This is a genomic window from Escherichia sp. WS1451, from assembly GCF_046487365.1.
Lineage (GTDB): Bacteria > Pseudomonadota > Gammaproteobacteria > Enterobacterales > Enterobacteriaceae > Escherichia > Escherichia coli.
Genome location: NZ_JBJQJP010000001.1, coordinates 58,634 through 79,393, shown reverse-complemented (window position 1 = coordinate 79,393; position 20,760 = coordinate 58,634). Strand labels below are relative to the sequence as shown.

Below are 20,760 nucleotides of genomic sequence, written 5' to 3'. Positions count from 1 at the left end.
GTCGTCGCCGGGCCAAATCATTCACATCATCAATTCCGCTCTCACTTTCATTCGAAATATAATTTGTGCTCTGCGTCACATTGTTATTACACTGTTACGGTTTCATTTTCGAGCCAGGAGCACACCTATGAGCGTAAAAGTTATCGTCACAGACATGGACGGTACTTTTCTTAACGACGCCAAAACGTACAACCAACCACGTTTTATGGCGCAATATCAGGAACTGAAAAAGCGCGGCATTGAGTTCGTTGTCGCTAGCGGTAATCAGTATTACCAGCTTATTTCGTTCTTTCCTGAGCTAAAGGATGAGATCTCTTTTGTCGCGGAAAACGGCGCACTGGTTTACGAACATGGCAAGCAGTTGTTCCACGGCGAACTGACCCGACATGAATCGCGGATTGTGATTGGCGAGTTGCTAAAAGATAAGCAACTCAATTTTGTCGCCTGCGGTCTGCAAAGTGCATATGTCAGCGAAAACGCCCCCGAAGCATTCGTCGCACTGATGGCAAAACACTACCATCGCCTGAAACCTGTAAAAGATTATCAGGAGATTGACGACGTACTGTTCAAGTTTTCGCTCAACCTGCCGGATGAACAAATCCCGTTAGTGATCGACAAACTGCACATAGCGCTCGATGGCATTATGAAACCCGTCACCAGTGGTTTTGGCTTTATCGACCTGATTATTCCCGGTCTACATAAAGCAAACGGTATTTCGCGGTTACTGAAACGCTGGGATCTGTCACCGCAAAATGTGGTAGCGATTGGCGACAGCGGTAACGATGCGGAGATGCTGAAAATGGCGCGTTATTCCTTTGCGATGGGCAATGCTGCGGAAAACATTAAACAAATCGCCCGTTACGCTACCGATGATAATAATCATGAAGGCGCGCTGAATGTGATTCAGGCGGTGCTGGATAATATCGCTCCTTTCAATAGTTGATCTTCCCCCTGGCCGAAGTGACCACTTCGGCCTCTCTCCTTTTTGCTCGCTTTGTGCACTGACTCAAGATTTTTATCTTGCGTTAACTTATTTTTAACTTAATGTATCAATCGTAATCATTTTACTTTCGAATGAAAGAAGCGAGGTTGATATGACTTTTTCCTGTGAGACGCTGCCCACAGATGCGAAAGCGGCTATCCGAGAGATGAAAGCTGCGCTGCGAGGACAGCTCGGTGATGTGCAACAGGTTTTCGATACACTCTCTGCAAAAATCGAAACGCGTGTTGCTGAAATCGATGCCCTAAAAGCGCAAGGGCTGCCGGTTTGGCCGGAAGTTTCTTATAGTGATATTGCCGCAGGTACAGTAAGCGATGCCACTCGCAATGAAATTAAACGTCGCGGCTGTGCAGTCATAAAAGGCCATTTCCCTCGCGAGCAGGCGATGGCGTGGGATCGTGCCATGCTCGATTATCTTGATATCAATCATTTTGATGATGTTTATAAAGGCCCTGGCGACAGTTTTTTCGGCTCGCTGGAGGCTTCTCGTCCCGAAATCTATCCCATTTACTGGTCGCAAGCACAGATGCAGGCGCGGCAGAGCGAAAACATGGCTGCTGTGCAATCTTTTCTAAACCGACTGTGGACGTCTGAAAGCAACGGCAAACAGTGGTTTAATCCTGATATCAGTGTGATTTATCCAGACAGGATCCGCCGCCGCCCTCCAGGTACTACATCTAAAGGCCTGGGCGCGCATACCGATTCTGGTGCGCTGGAACGGTGGTTATTACCCGCTTATCAGCGCGTTTTTGCCAATGTGTTTAATGGTAATTTCGATGATTACGATCCCTGGGATGCAGCACACCGGACCGATGTCGAAGAGTACACGGTAGATAACACTACAAAATGTTCGGTGTTCCGCACGTTTCAAGGCTGGACGGCGCTCTCTGATATGTTATCGGGTCAGGGATTGTTACATGTGGTGCCTATCCCGGAAGCGATGGCGTATGTTTTATTGCGCCCGCTGCTGGATGACGTACCGGACGATGAACTGTGCGGGGTTGCACCTGGCAAAGTTCTGCCCATTTCAGAGAAATGGCATCCACTACTGCTTAAAGCGCTGACTTCCATTCCCGCGATAACAGCAGGGGATTCCGTCTGGTGGCACTGCGATGTGATTCACTCCGTCGCGCCAGTAGACAATCAACAGGGTTGGGGCAACGTGATGTATATCCCTGCTGCGCCAATGTGCGAGAAAAATCGGGCTTATGCACACAAAGTCAAAATGGCGCTGGAAAAAGGCGCATCACCTGGCGACTTCCCGCGGGAAGATTATGAAGCAAACTGGGAAGGCCGCTTTACGCTGGAGGATCTGAACATTCACGGTAAGCGCGCACTGGGCATGGATGTTTGAGAGTTAATGGAAGTGAATTGATGTGGGATTAAGAAAATCGATTCGACGTTACTCAGATTGCTGACAAATGCGCTTTGTTAATGCCTGATGCGGCGTTAACGCCTTATCCGGCCTACAAAGTCCTGCAGATTCAATATATTGCAGGTACTGCGTAGGCCTGATAAGCATAGCGCATCAGGCAATCTTGCGTTTGTCATCAGCCGCCGTCACCCCGACAGTATCGGGCTGACGGATAATAACTTACTCGATCCCTTTACTACGCAGGTAATCTTCGTAATTACCGCTAAAGTCGATCACGCGTTCCGGGGTGATTTCCAGAATACGGGTCGCCAGGGAGCTTACGAACTCACGGTCGTGTGAAACAAAGATCAGCGTGCCCTGATACAGTTCCAGCGCCATGTTCAGCGACTCAATGGATTCCATATCCAGGTGGTTGGTCGGTTCGTCCATGATCAGAATGTTCGGCTTCTGCATCATTAACTTACCAAACAGCATCCGCCCTTTTTCCCCACCGGAAAGCACTTTAGCTGGCTTTTTGATGTCGTCCTGGCTGAACAGCAAACGACCGAGAATGCTGCGTACCGCCTGCTCGTCATCGCCTTCCTGCTTCCACTGGCTCATCCATTCGAACACGGTCAGATCATTTTCAAACTCATATTCGTGGTCCTGAGCATAGTAACCAATGCGCGCGTTTTCAGACCATTTTACGGTGCCGCTGTCCGGTTGCAGATCGCCCACCAGCGTTTTCAACAGCGTTGATTTACCGACGCCGTTGGTACCCAGTACCGCCAGTTTTTCACCGACCTCCAGCAGCAGGTTGAGATTTTTAAACAGCGGACCGTTATCAAACCCTTTGGTCAGACCTTCCACTTCCAGCGCATTACGGAACAGTTTCTTATCCTGTTCAAAACGGATGAACGGGTTCTGACGGCTGGAGGCTTTCACCTCTTCCAGTTTGATTTTATCAATCTGGCGCGCGCGCGAAGTTGCCTGGCGAGATTTCGAGGCGTTGGCGCTAAAGCGGCTAACGAAAGATTGCAGCTCAGCAATCTGCGCCTTCTTCTTGGCGTTATCAGCCAGCAGACGTTCACGCGCCTGGGTCGCCGCCGTCATGTACTCATCGTAGTTGCCCGGATAAACGCGCAGCTCGCCGTAATCCAGATCCGCCATGTGGGTACAAACCATGTTAAGGAAGTGACGGTCGTGCGAGATGATGATCATGGTGCTGTCACGCTCGTTCAGCACCTGTTCCAGCCAACGAATGGTGTCGATGTCGAGGTTGTTGGTCGGTTCGTCGAGCAGGAGAATGTCCGGATCAGCAAACAGCGCCTGCGCCAGCAGCACACGCAGCTTCCAGCCAGGAGCAACTTCACTCATCGGGCCGTAGTGTTGTTCCACTGGAATTCCCACGCCAAGCAACAGTTCACCGGCGCGAGCTTCCGCAGAGTAACCGTCCATTTCGCCGTATTTCACTTCCAGATCGGCCACTTTATAACCGTCTTCTTCGCTCATTTCCGGCAAAGCATAGATACGGTCGCGCTCCTGCTTCACTTCCCACAACTCTTTATGCCCCATGATCACCGTATCCAGCACGGTGAACTCTTCAAAGGCAAACTGATCCTGACGCAATTTACCAATGCGCTCGTTGGGATCGAGGGAAACGTTACCCAGCGTCGGCTCTAAGTCGCCGCCGAGGATCTTCATAAAGGTGGATTTACCACTACCGTTCGCGCCAATCAGGCCGTAACGGTTGCCGCCGCCAAACTTGACGGAAATGTTTTCAAACAACGGCTTACTGCCGAACTGCATGGTGACGTTACTGGAAACTAACACAGGCGTATCCTGAAAAGAGATATGACAAACCGCGCATTATGCCATAAGTCTGAAAGAAGATCCCGTCCCCCGCTTAAGGTCTACACTCTTCCCAAAGGCAAAAAATGTGATTTCGTACACATCTGATTTCACTGTGAGCTGGAATGAACTTATAATGCGCTTCCAATACTCTAATATTCTCAACCCAATGGCCTGCCAGGCACAAAATCTCGCTTAACATGAATATGAAATTGAAAACATTATTCGCAGCGGCCTTCGCTGTTGTCGGCTTTTGCAGTACCGCCTCTGCGGTAACTTATCCTCTGCCAACCGACGGGAGTCGCCTGGTTGGTCAGAATCAGGTGATCACCATTCCTGAAGGTAACACTCAGCCGCTGGAGTATTTTGCCGCCGAGTACCAGATGGGTCTTTCCAACATGATGGAAGCTAACCCGGGTGTGGATACCTTCCTGCCGAAAGGCGGTACTGTACTGAACATTCCGCAGCAGCTGATCCTGCCGGATACCGTTCATGAAGGCATTGTCATTAACAGCGCAGAGATGCGTCTCTATTACTATCCGAAAGGCAGCAACACCGTTATCGTGCTGCCCATCGGCATTGGTCAGTTAGGCAAAGACACGCCTATCAACTGGACCACCAAAGTTGAGCGTAAAAAAGCAGGCCCTACCTGGACGCCGACCGCCAAAATGCACGCAGAGTACCGCGCTGCGGGCGAACCGCTTCCGGCTGTCGTTCCGGCAGGTCCGGATAACCCGATGGGTCTGTATGCACTCTACATCGGTCGCCTGTACGCTATCCATGGCACCAACGCCAACTTCGGTATCGGCCTGCGTGTAAGTCATGGTTGTGTGCGTCTGCGTAACGAAGACATCAAATTCCTGTTCGAGAAAGTACCGGTCGGTACTCGTGTACAGTTTATTGATGAGCCGGTAAAAGCGACCACCGAGCCAGACGGCAGCCGTTATATTGAAGTCCATAATCCGCTGTCTACCACCGAAGCCCAGTTTGAAGGTCAGGAAATTGTGCCAATTACCCTGACCAAGAGCGTGCAGACAGTAACTGGTCAGCCTGATGTGGATCAGGTCGTGCTGGATGAAGCGATCAAAAATCGTTCCGGGATACCGGTTCGTCTGAATTAATCGTCAAAACGTAAAACAGAGGCGGACTCATAATCCGCCTTTTTTATTTGCCAGACCCTACCAGGCCGGGAGCATAACGAATAAAACGTATCCCACCAGCGCCGCCCACAACAGCATCGGTATTGAATAGAGATGGAAACGCCACCAGATACGGCGATCGTTTGCCATCCGTAACGCAATCAAATTTGCCAGCGATCCGGGTAATAAACCAAAGCCACCCACGTTTACCGCCCATGCCAGTAATAAAGACGGTGGCACATAATTGAGCAGCAAAATCGTGCTCGGCACATTACTGATCACCTGCGATAAACCAATTGCCGTTAACCATAATCCGGGTTCGGATAAATGGCTCACATTGCTCAACACGCCCTGCAAAGCTGGCAGTTGGGTCAGCAAATGGACGTCGATAAACATCGCCATAAATACCAGCAGCAGAGTCCAGTCCACGCTGATCACCACGCGACGAGCCAGCAGCGCAAAGCCCGCCGCCACAATCACCAGTCCCCACAGCTCTTGTTTGAACTCCAGCGCCGTCAGAAAGACGATATACAGCCCCAGACAACTCCACACCAGCCGCGGTTTCCACTCCGGCGTTTGCGCCCCCGTATGGTATTGGAGTGCCTTTCCAGGGAAACAACACCAGCACAACAGCAGGAGTGTCAGCATCATTGCGCCAGCCAGCGGTGCCATTTGGGCAATAAATCCGGCAAACGAAAGACCAGAACGTCCCCAGATAAGAATATTTTGCGGGTTGCCAATTGGCGTCAGTAGCGAACCAGCGTTGACTGCCAGCGCCTCAAAAATAATCAGCCGATTAACCGGGATCTCACACAGTCTTTTTAGCGTGATAGTCAGCGGAACAACAATAAACAGCGCGACATCGTTGGTCAGAAAGGTAGAAAGCAGCGCCGCCGCCAGCACCATAAACATCGCCAGCCGACGCTCCGTAGCAAAGCGGCGCACCATTTTGCGCCCCAGCACATCAAAATAACCGCTTAACTCCACACCTTTGGTCAGCAGCATCAGGCCGCTTAATGTGATGAGGGTGTGCCAGTCGATAGCAGCAGGCCAGGATTTCGGTGCAAAGGGCAAGAAAAAGCTTAATCCGATACCAACAAGAATTAATAACTGAAAAAAACGATCCCCTTGCAGCGTGCGTAAAAAAGGCAGGCTCATTTGGCACCGTGTTTCTGGGTAAACAAACGAAAAGCGTCGAGCGTTTCTTCACTGACATGGTGCTCCATGCCTTCCGCGTCGCGACGGGCGATTTCCGGACTGACGCCCAACACCAACAAGAAATTTTCGACTATCTGATGTCGCTCGCGGCTTTCCTGCGCCAGCTTCTCTCCTTCTGCCGTTAAAAACACGCCACGCCAGGGGATCATTTCAATCAGCCCCATAGTTGCCAGTCGCTTAAGCATTTTAGCCACCGTCGGTTGCGAAACCCCCAGACGAGCAGCCATGTCTACCTGACGAGCTTCCCCCACTTCCCTGATCAAGTCAGAAATCAGCTCAACGTAATCATCAATAAGCTCGCGCCGATGCGCCTCTCTGACCTGGCGGAACCCTTCAACGTGCTCTTCCACGTTCACTAACTGCGTCACTTTTTTTGCTGTTGGCGTACCTGCGCAACGACTCATTGTGCTTCCTCATTATGGTGACGCATACCTAGCGTTCTCATTTCGTGCGCACATTGTAAACCAGAGTTGCGAAGGTACAAAAAATTAACGTTTTAGCAATAGCTATATAATATAGCCTGTGCTATATCTGTATGTAATGCAATCATCCCTCAAGGATCGACGGGATTAGCAAGTCAGGAGGTCTTATGAATGAGTTCAAGAGGTGTATGCGCGTGTTTAGTCATTCTCCCTTTAAAGTACGGTTAATGCTGCTCTCTATGTTGTGCGATATGGTCAACAACAAACCGCAGCAAGATAAACCTTCCGATAAATAGCGGCGTCGCGGTACGCCGCTTCACTCCTGCTTTTATGCAGGCACAACGCGTTTTGGTCTGAAAAACCCCACTTTTTGTCGGATTTGCAATCCCCTTCGCAAAAGATTTGTTCGTCAGTAGTTGACCTGAACGGCGGCTCGCTCTATCTTCTTGCAGCCCTGCGTATATTGCGGCTCGCGGATGCGGACCCCTTTCCCCTCTCCACGCACTCTTGCAGGTATTGACCCTTGACGCCAGGGTAAGCACATGGCGTTTGTTACGATAGTGGCATATGAATTTAACCCTCAAAGAATCGCTTGTTACCCGTAGCCGGGTATTTAGCCCGTGGACTGCGTTCTACTTTTTACAGTCGCTATTAATTAACCTCGGCTTAGGTTATCCCTTCAGTTTGCTCTACACCGCTGCGTTTACGGCTATTTTGCTTTTGCTATGGCGAACATTGCCTCGCGTACAAAAAGTTCTGGTCGGTGTCAGTTCGCTGGTGGCGGCTTGTTATTTCCCTTTTGCTCAGGCCTACGGCGCGCCTAATTTCAATACATTGCTGGCATTGCACTCCACCAATATGGAAGAGTCGACCGAAATCCTGACGATTTTTCCGTGGTACAGCTACCTGGTCGGCTTATTTATTTTTGCGCTCGGCGTAATAGCAATCAGGCGAAAAAAAGAGAATGAAAAAGCGCGCTGGAATACCTTCGACAGCCTGTGTCTGGTATTCAGTGTGGCGACATTTTTTGTTGCTCCCGTGCAAAACCTGGCCTGGGGCGGCGTATTTAAACTGAAAGATACTGGCTATCCGGTATTTCGTTTTGCTAAGGATGTCATCGTCAATAATAACGAGGTGATTGAAGAGCAAGAACGGATGGCAAAACTTTCCGGAATGAAAGATACCTGGACGGTCACTGCCGTTAAGCCGAAGTATCAGACCTATGTGGTGGTGATCGGTGAAAGCGCGCGTCGCGATGCCCTCGGTGCCTTTGGCGGTCACTGGGACAATACCCCGTTTGCCAGCAGCGTTAACGGTTTGATATTTGCTGACTACATTGCCGCCAGTGGCTCCACGCAGAAATCGCTTGGCTTAACGCTCAATCGCGTTGTCGATGGCAAACCACAGTTTCAGGATAACTTTGTCACCCTGGCAAATCGCGCGGGCTTCCAGACCTGGTGGTTTTCCAACCAGGGGCAAATCGGCGAATACGATACCGCTATCGCCAGCATCGCCAAACGTGCAGATGAAGTGTACTTCCTGAAAGAAGGTAATTTTGAAGCAGATAAAAACACGAAAGACGAAGCGTTACTGGATATGACCGCTCAAGTGCTGGCGCAAGAGCACTCGCAACCGCAGCTGATTGTTTTACATCTGATGGGCTCACATCCGCAGGCCTGCGACCGGACACAAGGCAAATACGAAACCTTTGTGCAATCGAAAGAAACGTCGTGCTATCTCTATACCATGACGCAAACGGACGATTTACTGCGTAAGCTGTACGATCAGTTACGCAACAGCGGCAGCAGCTTCTCGCTGGTTTACTTTTCTGACCACGGTCTGGCCTTTAAAGAGCGCGGCAAAGACGTGCAATACCTTGCCCATGATGATAAATATCAGCAGAATTTCCAGGTGCCTTTTATGGTCATTTCGAGCGACGATAAAGCGCATCGGGTGATTAAAGCCCGCCGCTCAGCCAATGACTTCTTAGGTTTTTTCTCCCAGTGGACGGGAATTAAAGCGAAGGAAATTAACATCAAATACCCGTTTATATCTGAGAAGAAAGCCGGGCCGATATACATCACCAACTTCCAGTTACAGAAGGTAGATTACAACCATCTCGGAACCGATATTTTCGACCCGAAACCTTAAAAACAAAAATCCGCCCCGAGAGGCGGATTTTTTATATCACCGAAGTGATTAGAAGCGGTAACCAACACCGGCAATCCAGGTGCCTACGTCAACGCTACGAATACGGCTCTGCTCGTAAGAGAAGTCCAGAGCAACGTTTTCCATCGGGTTGAACTGCAGACCAGCACCGTAGGAGAAACCGTAGTCGCTGGTGTCGTGTTTGTAGGTCGGGTATTCAGTGGTCTGGAATTTACCATAACCCACACCCACTACACCGTAGATGCTTGCCCAGTCGTTAATGCGGTAAGCCGGACCAGCAGTGATGCCGTAGTACTGGTTTTTGTTGTAGTCACCAGAGCTTGCAGTACGGCTTTTCTCGGTGTAAGTGAAAGAACCGATCACACCCAGCGGGCTGTTGTCTTCTTCATAGCGGTATTTCAGGTTGAAACCGCCCATTTTGTTCATTTGGCCCTGAGCGTCGCTCTGTGCGTAACCGCCAGTTACAGTAGAAGTCGCAGCTACGGAAGTACCTGCGGTGAAAGCCAGAACTGCGGCCAGTGCTGAAAGACATGCAATTTTTTTCATAACCACCTCAAATGTGATTCAAATAAGTCCTAAGTTTTAAATATATCAAAAATTAATGGGAAACTCTTCGCGATTTGTGATGTCTAACGGGCCATTTCATGTAACAGAACGTTTCCATACACCGCTATCCATCTAAATTTAAATCACTTTTTCAGAGAACTGCGTAAGTATTACGCATGTTTTCCCTGTCATTCATCCAGATTATTCCTAATCACCAGACTAATGATTCCATCAATCCTGGCGCATTTTAGTCAAAACGGGGGAAAATTTTTTCAACAAATGCTCAACCAGCATTGGGTATATCCAGTACACTCCACGCTTTACTTAGGTTTAGATATTTGTGGGAGAAAGGATGCCTGGTTCATTACGTAAAATGCCGGTCTGGTTACCAATAGTCATATTGCTCGTTGCCATGGCGTCTATTCAGAGTGGAGCCTCGTTAGCTAAGTCACTTTTTCCTCTGGTGGGCGCACCGGGGGTCACTGCGCTGCGTCTGGCATTAGGCACGCTGATCCTCATCGCGTTCTTTAAGCCATGGCGACTGCGCTTTGCCAAAGAGCAGCGGTTACCGCTGTTGTTTTACGGCGTTTCGCTGGGGGGGATGAATTATCTTTTTTATCTTTCTATTCAGACGGTACCGCTGGGTATTGCGGTGGCGCTGGAGTTCACCGGACCACTGGCGGTGGCGCTGTTCTCTTCTCGTCGCCCGGTAGATTTCGTCTGGGTTGTTCTGGCGGTTCTTGGTCTGTGGTTCCTGCTACCGCTGGGGCAAGACGTTTCCCATGTCGATTTAACCGGCTGTGCGCTGGCTCTGGGCGCCGGGGCTTGTTGGGCTATTTACATTTTAAGTGGGCAACGCGCAGGAGCGGAACATGGCCCTGCGACGGTGGCAATTGGTTCGTTGATTGCAGCGTTAATTTTCGTGCCAATTGGAGCGCTTCAGGCTGGTGAAGCACTCTGGCACTGGTCGGTTATTCCATTGGGTCTGGCGGTCGCTATTCTCTCGACCGCTCTGCCTTATTCGCTGGAAATGATTGCCCTCACCCGTTTGCCAACACGCACATTTGGTACGCTAATGAGCATGGAACCTGCGCTGGCTGCCGTTTCCGGGATGATTTTCCTCGGAGAAACACTGACACCCATACAGCTGCTGGCGCTCGGCGCTATCATCGCCGCTTCAATGGGTTCTACGCTGACAGTACGCAAAGAGAGCAAAATAAAAGAATTAGATATAAATTAAATTTACATTTCTGCATGGTTATGCATAACCATGCAGATTTTCTCGCTACTTTTCCTCTACACCGTCTTTATATATCGAATTATGCAAAAGCATATTTATTCCGAAAATTCCTGGCGAGCAAATAAATAAGAATTGTTCTTATTAATATATCTAACTCATTGAGTTTTTATTGGTTTTGTTTTTTCACGCTTGTTACCACTATTAGTGTGATAGGAACAGCCAGAATAGCGGAACACATAGCTGGTGCTATACTTAGTCTCGTTAATTACTGGGACATAACATCAAGAGGATATGAAATTATGAGTACCGCTAAATTAGTTAAATCAAAAGCGACCAATCTGCTTTATACCCGCAACGATGTCTCTGACAGCGAGAAAAAAGCAACAGTAGAGTTGCTGAATCGCCAGGTTATCCAGTTTATTGATCTTTCTTTGATTACCAAACAAGCGCACTGGAACATGCGCGGCGCTAACTTCATTGCCGTACATGAAATGCTGGATGGCTTCCGCACTGCACTGATCGATCATCTGGATACCATGGCAGAACGTGCAGTGCAGCTGGGCGGTGTAGCTCTGGGGACCACTCAAGTTATTAACAGCAAAACTCCGCTGAAAAGTTACCCGCTGGACATCCACAACGTTCAGGATCACCTGAAAGAGCTGGCTGACCGTTACGCAATCGTCGCTAATGACGTACGCAAAGCGATTGGCGAAGCGAAAGATGACGACACCGCAGATATCCTGACCGCCGCGTCTCGCGACCTGGATAAATTCCTGTGGTTTATCGAGTCTAACATCGAATAAATCCATCGCTGATGGTGCAGAACTTTAGTACACGATAAAAGCGGCTTCCTGACAGGAGGCCGTTTTGTTTTGCAGCCCACCTCAACGCACTTATTTAGTGCATCCATCTGCTATCTCCAGCTGATTAAGTAAATTTTTTGTATCCACATCATCACACAATCGTTACATAAAGATTGTTTTTTCATCAGGTTTTACGCTAAATAATCACTGTGTTGAGTGCACAATTTTAGCGCACCAGTTTGGTGCCCCAGAATGGTGCATCTTCAGGGTATTGCCCTATAAATCGTGCATCACGTTTTTACCGCATCTCGATAAATCAATGAGTTGCAAAACTGGCACGATTTTTTCATATATGTGAATGTCACGCAGGGGATCGTCCCGTGGATAGAAAAAAGGAAATGCTATGAAGTCTGTATTAAAAGTTTCACTGGCTGCACTGACCCTGGCTTTTGCGGTTTCTTCTCATGCCGCGGATAAAAAATTAGTTGTCGCGACGGATACCGCCTTCGTTCCGTTTGAATTTAAACAGGGCGATAAATACGTGGGCTTTGACGTTGATCTGTGGGCTGCCATCGCTAAAGAACTGAAGCTGGATTACGAACTGAAGCCGATGGATTTCAGTGGGATCATTCCGGCACTGCAAACCAAAAACGTCGATCTGGCGCTGGCGGGCATTACCATCACCGACGAGCGTAAAAAAGCGATCGATTTCTCTGACGGCTACTACAAAAGCGGCCTGTTAGTGATGGTGAAAGCCAACAATAACGATGTGAAAAGCGTGAAAGATCTCGACGGGAAAGTGGTTGCTGTGAAGAGCGGCACTGGCTCCGTTGATTACGCGAAAGCAAACATCAAAACTAAAGATCTGCGTCAGTTCCCGAACATCGATAACGCCTATATGGAACTGGGCACCAACCGCGCAGACGCCGTTCTGCACGATACGCCAAACATTCTGTACTTCATCAAAACCGCCGGTAACGGTCAGTTCAAAGCGGTAGGTGACTCTCTGGAAGCACAGCAATACGGTATTGCGTTCCCGAAAGGTAGCGACGAGCTGCGTGACAAAGTCAACGGCGCGTTGAAAACCCTGCGCGAGAACGGAACTTACAACGAAATCTACAAAAAATGGTTCGGTACTGAACCGAAATAATAACGCTACGCCTGTAAGGCGCACTGGCAGTTCCCTCTCCCCTCTGGGGAGAGGATTAGGGTGAGGGGCGCAAACCCGCTCCGGGGCCATTAATTACCCTGAATTTGATTATTTACACCACGGTAACAGGAACAACATATGCAGTTTGACTGGAGTGCCATCTGGCCTGCCATTCCGCTTCTGATTGAAGGTGCCAAAATGACCCTGTGGATCTCGGTCCTCGGTCTGGCTGGCGGCCTGGTGATCGGATTGCTGGCAGGTTTTGCACGCACCTTCGGTGGTTGGATAGCCAACCACGTCGCGCTGGTCTTTATTGAAGTGATCCGCGGCACACCTATCGTCGTCCAGGTGATGTTTATCTATTTCGCCCTGCCGATGGCGTTTAACGACTTACGCATCGACCCGTTTACTGCGGCGGTGGTCACCATCATGATCAACTCCGGCGCGTACATTGCGGAAATCACGCGTGGTGCGGTGCTGTCTATTCACAAAGGTTTTCGTGAAGCAGGACTGGCGCTCGGTCTTTCACGTTGGGAAACCATTCGCTACGTCATTTTACCGCTGGCACTGCGTCGTATGCTGCCACCGCTGGGTAACCAGTGGATCATCAGCATTAAAGACACCTCGCTGTTTATTGTTATCGGCGTGGCGGAACTGACCCGTCAGGGGCAAGAAATTATTGCCGGTAACTTCCGCGCCCTTGAGATCTGGAGCGCCGTGGCGGTGTTCTATCTGATTATTACCCTGGTGCTGAGCTTTATTCTGCGTCGTCTGGAAAGAAGGATGAAAATCCTGTGATTGAATTTAAAAACGTCTCCAAGCATTTTGGTCCAACCCAGGTGCTGCACAATATCGATTTGAACATTGCTCAGGGCGAAGTCGTGGTGATTATCGGGCCGTCCGGTTCCGGTAAATCGACCCTGCTGCGCTGCATCAACAAACTGGAAGAAATCACTTCCGGCGATCTGATTGTCGATGGCCTGAAGGTTAACGATCCGAAAGTTGACGAGCGCCTGATTCGCCAGGAAGCAGGTATGGTGTTCCAGCAGTTTTACCTCTTCCCGCATCTGACGGCGCTGGAAAACGTCATGTTTGGTCCGCTACGCGTGCGTGGCGCGAACAAAGAAGAGGCGGAAAAACTGGCGCGTGAGCTGCTGGCGAAAGTCGGTCTGGCAGAACGTGCACATCACTACCCTTCCGAACTTTCTGGTGGTCAACAGCAGCGTGTGGCGATCGCACGCGCGCTGGCGGTGAAGCCGAAAATGATGCTGTTTGATGAACCGACTTCCGCTCTTGACCCGGAACTGCGCCATGAAGTGCTGAAGGTTATGCAGGATCTGGCTGAAGAAGGGATGACGATGGTGATCGTGACACACGAAATCGGTTTTGCCGAGAAAGTAGCTTCGCGCCTGATCTTTATCGACAAAGGCCGGATTGCGGAAGATGGCGATCCGCAGGTGTTGATCAAGAACCCACCGAGCCAGCGCTTGCAGGAATTTTTGCAGCACGTCTCTTAACTTCTCAGCCTCCCTTTCCCCCGAAAGGGAGGCACACCAGATTCCTCTCATTTAAAATCGCCCCTCCTCCAGCATCTATACTTATCTTTTTGCTCTGTTTTCTCACTGGAGGAGTCATGCGGTGGATCCTGTTCATCCTCTTCTGCCTGCTGGGCGCACCTGCCCACGCGGTATCCATACCCGGCGTTACAACCACAACGACAACGGACTCAACGACTGAACCGGCCCCGGAACCGGATATCGAACAAAAAAAAGCGGCCTATGGCGCACTGGCGGATGTGCTGGATAATGACACCTCACGTAAAGAGTTGATCGACCAGTTGCGCACCGTCGCCGCGACGCCCCCTGCGGAACCCGTACCGAAGATCGTGCCGCCGACGCTGGTTGAAGAGCAAACCGTGCTGCAAAAAGTCACCGAAGTCAGCCGCCATTATGGTGAAGCCCTTTCCGCCCGCTTCGGACAACTTTATCGCAATATCACCGGCTCCCCGCATAAGCCGTTTAATCCACAAACCTTCAGCAATGCGTTGACCCATTTTTCAATGTTAGCGGTATTAGTGTTTGGTTTTTACTGGCTGATTCGCCTGTGCGCACTTCCGCTGTATCGCAAAATGGGCCAGTGGGCGCGGCAAAAAAATCGTGAGCGCAGTAACTGGTTGCAGCTTCCGGCGATGATTATCGGGGCGTTTATTATCGACCTGCTGTTACTGGCGCTGACATTGTTTGTCGGCCAGGTATTAAGCGACAACCTGAATGCGGGCAGTCGCACCATCGCTTTCCAACAAAGTTTGTTTCTCAACGCCTTTGCCCTGATTGAGTTTTTCAAAGCTGTACTACGCCTGATTTTTTGCCCAAATGTGGCGGAGCTGCGCCCGTTCACGATTCATGACGAGACCGCCCGTTACTGGAGCCGTCGCCTGAGCTGGTTAAGCAGCCTGATTGGCTATGGCCTGATTGTGGCCGTGCCGATTATCTCTAATCAGGTGAATGTACAAATTGGCGCGCTGGCGAACGTCATCATTATGCTGTGCATGACCATCTGGGCGTTGTACCTGATCTTTCGTAATAAAAAAGAGATTACCCAACATTTGCTCAACTTTGCGGAGCATTCGCTGGCCTTTTTCAGCTTGTTTATCCGCGCCTTTGCGCTGGTGTGGCACTGGCTGGCAAGCGCCTATTTTATCGTGCTGTTTTTCTTTTCGTTGTTCGATCCGGGCAACAGCCTGAAATTTATGATGGGTGCAACGGTGCGCAGCCTGGCGATTATTGGTATCGCAGCATTTGTTTCCGGTATGTTTTCCCGCTGGCTGGCGAAAACCATCACCCTCTCGCCACATACTCAGCGTAACTATCCCGAGCTGCAAAAACGGCTGAATGGCTGGCTGTCGGCGGCACTGAAAACAGCGCGTATTCTGACCGTCTGCGTGGCGGTAATGCTGCTGTTGAGCGCATGGGGATTGTTCGATTTCTGGAACTGGCTGCAAAACGGTGCGGGGCAGAAAACCGTAGATATCCTGATCCGTATCGCACTCATTCTTTTCTTCTCGGCGGTTGGCTGGACGGTGCTCGCCAGTTTGATCGAAAACCGGCTGGCTTCGGATATTCATGGCCGCCCGCTACCCAGCGCCCGCACGCGTACCCTGCTTACGCTGTTTCGTAACGCGCTGGCGGTGATTATCAGTACCATCACCATCATGATTGTGTTGTCGGAAATCGGCGTCAATATCGCGCCATTGCTGGCAGGTGCCGGGGCATTAGGTCTGGCTATCTCGTTTGGTTCGCAAACGCTGGTGAAAGATATTATCACCGGGGTATTTATTCAGTTTGAAAACGGCATGAACACTGGAGATTTGGTGACTATCGGGCCGTTGACCGGCACTGTGGAACGGATGTCGATTCGCTCCGTGGGCGTGCGTCAGGATACCGGGGCGTATCACATCATTCCGTGGTCTTCGATAACTACCTTTGCTAACTTCGTCCGCGGCATTGGTTCGGTGGTGGCAAATTACGATGTTGATCGCCATGAAGATGCTGATAAAGCCAATCAGGCACTGAAAGATGCGGTAGCGGAATTGATGGAAAACGAAGAAATTCGCGGGCTGATTATTGGTGAACCGAATTTTGCCGGGATTGTCGGCTTAAGCAATACCGCGTTTACACTGCGTGTTTCGTTCACCACGCTGCCACTCAAACAGTGGACGGTACGCTTTGCCCTCGACAGCCAGGTGAAAAAACATTTCGACCTGGCGGGCGTTCGCGCGCCAGTGCAGACTTATCAGGTGCTGCCTGCTCCGGGCGCGACCCCGGCTGAACCGTTGCCGCCGGGGGAACCAACGCTTTAACGCTGGCGATTGACAAAACGGCGGCGCTGCTCGTCGTTCATAAAGGTCCAGGCAATAAAGCGACTCTGCTTTTGCCCCTGGGCCATCTCTTTTTTAACCACCTTCACCGCGCCCACGTCCGTCAGGGCACGATACAACGGCGGTAAGTTTTCACCACGAGATACCAGCGAGGTAAACCACATCACCTGCTTCGCGAAGCCTTTGCTCTCTTCAATCATCTTTTTGATAAAAGCGACTTCACCGCCTTCACACCACAACTCCTGTTGCTGACCACCAAAATTCAGTGCATCGTCTTTGTTTAGCCCCAGGTTACGGCGTTTACGTTCACTACCTGCCCGTGCCGCAGCGGCGGAATCGTGGAATGGCGGGTTACACAAGGTCGCGTCGTATTGCTCGTTTTTATGGATGATGCCGTTAAAAATCGCCCCACTCTCTTTTTGCCGACGCAGACGAATGGCGCGGTTAAGCCCCGGATTAGCACTGATGATCGCCTGCGCACTGCTTAACGCCTGGCTGCTGGTTTCACTACCAGTAAAACGCCAGCCATATTCATGTACGCCAATCAGCGGATAAATACAGTTCGCACCAACGCCGATATCCAGAATGCTGGCATTAGCTGGAATTGATCCTGTTGCTTCTGCCAGTAAATCGGCAAGGTGATGAATATAATCCGCCCGGCCCGGTACTGGTGGGCAGAGAAAACCGTCGGGGATATCCCAGTTCGCTACGGCGTAAAAATGGGTCAGCAACGCCTTATTGAGCGCCTTCACCGCCAGCGGATTGGCAAAGTCTACGCTTTGCTCCCCGGCGGGTGTAAGCGTGAGGAATTGCCTGAGTTCAGGATTGACCTGACAAAGCGTGGCGAGATCGTAGCGGCTGTGATGACGGTTGCGCGGATGCAACCCCGGTTTCTGGGCGGACATAGCATTCTCCTTTAAGCAGCGGCGTAAGATACCCGCATAACGCGACAGGGTAAATATCTGGCTGCGTTTATCATTTCTATAAACCTTCACATGGCTATGGTTTATGGCAATTCATCATAAAAATCAGCATTATGCATATCATTGATTTGTCTTGTTTTGTAAAAATATATCGTTCAAAAAACAAGCACATCTCTGTCAATTTTTTGCGTCATTTTCATCGCCCAGGCGACCTACACTTATCAGGCACTACCCGTTGTATTTATGAGGATGTCATTATGAAAAAGTGCCTCACACTACTGATTGCCACCGTCCTGAGCGGAATCTCTCTCACGGCTTATGCCGCGCAACCGATGAGTAACCTGGACAGCGGTCAGCTACGGCCCGCCGGTACCGTTTCGGCAACTGGCGCATCAAACCTAAGCGATCTGGAGGATAAACTGGCAGAAAAAGCGCGCGAACAAGGCGCGAAAGGTTATGTCATTAATTCCGCAGGCGGAAATGACCAGATGTTCGGTACTGCAATCATCTACAAATAACCCCACCAACGTAACTGCATTCGCCTCTGGATGCAGTTTTCGTCCGATTTGTAAGCAAAAAACATCAAATATGAACGCAATGTAAATAAATGTATTTCTTTTTCGCGCAATGGGTGATAGAAAAACGCGCCAAGTGATAATGCTTATCAAAATTATTATCACTTGCACGAACGCTACCACGAGATTAACAGTGGCATCGCATCCGCAGAGATGCTTTCTCGTGGCAGTGAAAATTTCAACATATAAGAAAAAGTCACCTGCAAAATGGAAAACAATCGCAATTTCCCTGCCAGACAATTTCATTCGCTCACGTTCTTTGCTGGTCTTTGTATTGGCATCACGCCTGTGGCTCAGGCTCTCGCCGCCGAAGGGCAAACTAACGCGGATGACACGCTGGTTGTCGAAGCATCAACGCCTTCGCTTTATGCGCCACAACAATCTGCCGATCCGAAATTCTCGCGTCCGGTAGCGGATACTACCCGCACGATGACGGTGATTTCTGAACAAGTGATTAAAGATCAGGGCGCAACCAACCTTACCGACGCGCTCAAAAACGTCCCCGGCGTGGGTGCGTTTTTTGCGGGTGAGAACGGTAACTCCACCACTGGCGACGCCATTTATATGCGTGGTGCCGATACCTCTAACAGTATTTATATTGATGGCATTCGCGATATCGGCAGCGTCTCGCGCGACACCTTCAATACCGAGCAGGTCGAAGTAATTAAAGGGCCGTCCGGCACCGACTACGGGCGCAGCGCGCCGACGGGCTCGATCAATATGATCAGCAAGCAGCCGCGCAATGATTCGGGCATTGACGCCTCCGCGAGTATTGGCAGCGCCTGGTTCCGCCGCGGCACGCTGGACGTCAATCAGGTCATTGGTGATACCACTGCGGTGCGCCTGAACGTGATGGGCGAAAAAACGCACGATGCCGGACGCGACAAAGTCAAAAATGAGCGTTACGGCGTCGCCCCTTCTGTCGCTTTTGGCCTTGGTACAGCGAATCGTTTGTATCTTAATTATCTGCATGTCACCCAGCACAACACGCCAGACGGCGGCATTCCGACCATCGGTTTACCGGGTTATTCTGCCCCATCTGCGGGAACGGCGGCCCTGAATCATTCCGGAAAAGTTGATACGCATAACTTTTACGGCACGGATTCCGATTACGACGATTCGACCACCGACACCGCTACCATGCGTTTTGAGCACGACATCAACGATAACACCACCATTCGCAATACTACCCGTTGGTCGCGCGTGAAGCAGGATTACCTGATGACGGCGATTATGGGCGGGGCGTCGAATATTACCCAGCCCACCAGCGATGTGAATAGCTGGACCTGGTCACGCACGGCGAATACTAAAGATGTGAGTAATAAAATTCTCACCAACCAGACCAACCTGACCTCGACGTTCTATACCGGTTCTATCGGTCATGATGTCAGTACCGGCGTGGAATTTACCCGTGAAACGCAGACTAACTACGGCGTTAATCCGGTGACGTTACCTGCGGTAAATATTTATCATCCTGACAGCAGCATTCATCCCGGCGGCCTGACGCGCAACGGCGCAAACGCCAATGGTCAGACGGATACCTTCGCAATTTACGCCTTCGATACGCTGCAAATCACCCGTGATTTTGAGCTGAACGGCGGGATCCGTCTGGATAATTATCATACTGAATATGACAGTGCCACCGCCTGCGGCGGCAGCGGACGCGGTGCCATCACCTGCCCTGCTGGCGTGGCAAAAGGTTCTCCGGTCACCACCGTCGATACCGCCAAGTCGGGCAATCTGGTGAACTGGAAAGCCGGGGCGCTGTATCACCTGACGGAAAACGGCAATGTCTATATTAACTATGCCGTTTCCCAGCAGCCTCCGGGCGGCAACAACTTCGCCCTTGCGCAGTCTGGCAGCGGTAACAGTGCCAACCGCACCGATTTTAAACCGCAAAAAGCCAACACCAGCGAGATTGGCACCAAATGGCAGGTTCTGGATAAACGCCTGTTGCTCACCGCCGCGCTGTTCCGTACTGATATCGAAAATGAAGTTGAGCAAAATGATGACGGAACTTACTCGCAATACGGTAAGAAACGCGTCGAAGGCTATGAGATATCCGTGGCCGGGAATATCACTCCCGCGTGGCAGGTGATTGGCGGCTATACCCAGCAAAAAGCAACCATCAAAAACGGCAAAGATGTTGCCCAGGATGGTTCCTCATCGCTGCCGTATACCCCGGAGCACGCCTTTACCTTATGGAGCCAGTATCAGGCAACCGATGATATTTCCGTTGGTGCGGGCGCACGCTATATCGGCAGTATGCATAAAGGTTCTGACGGCGCGGTGGGAACGCCAGCGTTTACCGAAGGTTATTGGGTCGCCGACGCTAAACTGGGGTATCGGGTTAATCGCAATCTCGACTTCCAGCTAAACATCTACAACCTGTTTGATACCGATTACGTCGCCTCAATCAACAAGAGCGGCTACCGTTATCACCCGGGCGAGCCAAGAACCTTCTTGCTCACGGCCAATATGCATTTCTGATTC

General features: G+C 50.5%; 19 protein-coding genes. 13 read left to right on the top strand and 6 right to left on the bottom strand.

Going from position 1 to position 20,760, the window contains the following annotated elements:
- Positions 1-127: 127 nt before the first annotated feature.
- Entirely contained in the window at positions 128-943 is an 816-nt protein-coding gene (gene ybiV, locus ACJHX7_RS00415; protein ID WP_000114247.1) for a sugar-phosphatase YbiV, read from the top strand.
- 151 nt (positions 944-1,094) lie between these two features.
- The gene (locus ACJHX7_RS00410) at positions 1,095-2,354 is read left to right on the top strand and encodes a DUF1479 domain-containing protein (RefSeq protein ID WP_000144241.1); all 1,260 of its coding nucleotides are present in this window, start codon (positions 1,095-1,097) and stop codon (positions 2,352-2,354) included.
- Between the two features lie 240 nt (positions 2,355-2,594).
- Here ACJHX7_RS00410 and ACJHX7_RS00405 read toward each other — a convergent pair whose 3' ends face one another.
- Complete coding sequence (locus ACJHX7_RS00405) at positions 2,595-4,187, bottom strand: ABC-F family ATPase (RefSeq protein WP_000961458.1); 1,593 nt, start codon at positions 4,185-4,187, stop codon at positions 2,595-2,597.
- A 218-nt stretch (positions 4,188-4,405) separates the two neighbouring features.
- Here ACJHX7_RS00405 and ldtB point away from each other — a divergent pair, with 218 nt between their 5' ends.
- Positions 4,406-5,326: a L,D-transpeptidase gene (gene ldtB, locus ACJHX7_RS00400; protein ID WP_094030294.1), complete on the top strand. Its 921-nt coding sequence runs from the start codon at positions 4,406-4,408 to the stop codon at positions 5,324-5,326.
- 57 nt (positions 5,327-5,383) lie between these two features.
- Here the strand turns inward: ldtB and ACJHX7_RS00395 are convergent, their stop codons facing one another.
- Together ACJHX7_RS00395 and mntR are read right to left on the bottom strand one after the other, a co-directional pair.
- Positions 5,384-6,502: an anion transporter gene (locus tag ACJHX7_RS00395; protein ID WP_410231504.1), complete on the bottom strand. Its 1,119-nt coding sequence runs from the start codon at positions 6,500-6,502 to the stop codon at positions 5,384-5,386.
- Entirely contained in the window at positions 6,499-6,966 is a 468-nt protein-coding gene (gene mntR / locus ACJHX7_RS00390) for a manganese-binding transcriptional regulator MntR (RefSeq protein WP_094030296.1), read from the bottom strand. Before mntR ends, ACJHX7_RS00395 begins: the two co-directional genes overlap by 4 nt.
- Positions 6,967-7,151: 185 nt before the next feature.
- Between mntR and mntS the strand changes: the two genes are divergently transcribed.
- Positions 7,152-7,280 carry a manganase accumulation protein MntS gene (gene mntS / locus ACJHX7_RS00385; RefSeq protein WP_001001761.1) on the top strand — a complete coding sequence of 43 codons (129 nt, stop codon included), beginning with the start codon at positions 7,152-7,154 and terminating at the stop codon, positions 7,278-7,280.
- A 271-nt stretch (positions 7,281-7,551) separates the two neighbouring features.
- A complete protein-coding gene (gene opgE, locus ACJHX7_RS00380; RefSeq protein WP_001054678.1) occupies positions 7,552-9,135 on the top strand; it encodes a phosphoethanolamine transferase in 1,584 nt (527 codons plus the stop codon).
- A 48-nt stretch (positions 9,136-9,183) separates the two neighbouring features.
- Here opgE and ompX read toward each other — a convergent pair whose 3' ends face one another.
- Both ompX and ACJHX7_RS00370 read right to left on the bottom strand, forming a co-directional pair.
- On the bottom strand, positions 9,184-9,699 hold the full coding sequence (gene ompX / locus ACJHX7_RS00375; RefSeq protein WP_001295296.1) for an outer membrane protein OmpX: 516 nt from the start codon (positions 9,697-9,699) through the stop codon (positions 9,184-9,186).
- 52 nt (positions 9,700-9,751) lie between these two features.
- The gene (locus tag ACJHX7_RS00370) at positions 9,752-9,817 is read right to left on the bottom strand and encodes a protein YliM (RefSeq protein ID WP_120795379.1); all 66 of its coding nucleotides are present in this window, start codon (positions 9,815-9,817) and stop codon (positions 9,752-9,754) included.
- A gap of 234 nt (positions 9,818-10,051) precedes the next feature.
- Here ACJHX7_RS00370 and rhtA point away from each other — a divergent pair, with 234 nt between their 5' ends.
- The 6 genes from rhtA (at position 10,052) to ybiO (ending at position 16,751) form a co-directional block, all read left to right on the top strand.
- The gene (gene rhtA / locus ACJHX7_RS00365) at positions 10,052-10,939 is read left to right on the top strand and encodes a threonine/homoserine exporter RhtA (protein WP_001361720.1); all 888 of its coding nucleotides are present in this window, start codon (positions 10,052-10,054) and stop codon (positions 10,937-10,939) included.
- Between the two features lie 299 nt (positions 10,940-11,238).
- Entirely contained in the window at positions 11,239-11,742 is a 504-nt protein-coding gene (gene dps, locus ACJHX7_RS00360) for a DNA starvation/stationary phase protection protein Dps (protein ID WP_000100800.1), read from the top strand.
- 403 nt (positions 11,743-12,145) lie between these two features.
- Positions 12,146-12,892 (top strand): glutamine ABC transporter substrate-binding protein GlnH, encoded by a 747-nt coding sequence (gene glnH, locus ACJHX7_RS00355; protein WP_000843866.1) that lies wholly within the window; start codon positions 12,146-12,148, stop codon positions 12,890-12,892.
- A gap of 138 nt (positions 12,893-13,030) precedes the next feature.
- On the top strand, positions 13,031-13,690 hold the full coding sequence (glnP, locus tag ACJHX7_RS00350; RefSeq protein ID WP_001159065.1) for a glutamine ABC transporter permease GlnP: 660 nt from the start codon (positions 13,031-13,033) through the stop codon (positions 13,688-13,690).
- Positions 13,687-14,409, top strand: a complete 723-nt coding sequence (glnQ, locus tag ACJHX7_RS00345) for a glutamine ABC transporter ATP-binding protein GlnQ (RefSeq protein ID WP_000569080.1) — start codon at positions 13,687-13,689, stop codon at positions 14,407-14,409. The genes glnP and glnQ overlap by 4 nt, the downstream gene beginning before the upstream one ends.
- Before the next feature lie 116 nt (positions 14,410-14,525).
- Positions 14,526-16,751 (top strand): mechanosensitive channel protein, encoded by a 2,226-nt coding sequence (ybiO, locus tag ACJHX7_RS00340; RefSeq protein ID WP_094030297.1) that lies wholly within the window; start codon positions 14,526-14,528, stop codon positions 16,749-16,751.
- Here the strand turns inward: ybiO and rlmF are convergent.
- Positions 16,748-17,674, bottom strand: a complete 927-nt coding sequence (gene rlmF / locus ACJHX7_RS00335; RefSeq protein ID WP_032170994.1) for a 23S rRNA (adenine(1618)-N(6))-methyltransferase RlmF — start codon at positions 17,672-17,674, stop codon at positions 16,748-16,750. The genes ybiO and rlmF overlap by 4 nt on opposite strands.
- Positions 17,675-17,949: 275 nt before the next feature.
- On the opposite strand from rlmF, the gene mcbA reads away from it, so the two are divergent.
- Together mcbA and ACJHX7_RS00325 are read left to right on the top strand one after the other, a co-directional pair.
- On the top strand, positions 17,950-18,210 hold the full coding sequence (gene mcbA / locus ACJHX7_RS00330) for a DUF1471 family periplasmic protein McbA (protein WP_000710618.1): 261 nt from the start codon (positions 17,950-17,952) through the stop codon (positions 18,208-18,210).
- Positions 18,211-18,474: 264 nt separating this feature from the next.
- Positions 18,475-20,757 (top strand): catecholate siderophore receptor Fiu, encoded by a 2,283-nt coding sequence (locus tag ACJHX7_RS00325; RefSeq protein ID WP_097465950.1) that lies wholly within the window; start codon positions 18,475-18,477, stop codon positions 20,755-20,757.
- Positions 20,758-20,760 lie beyond the last annotated feature (3 nt).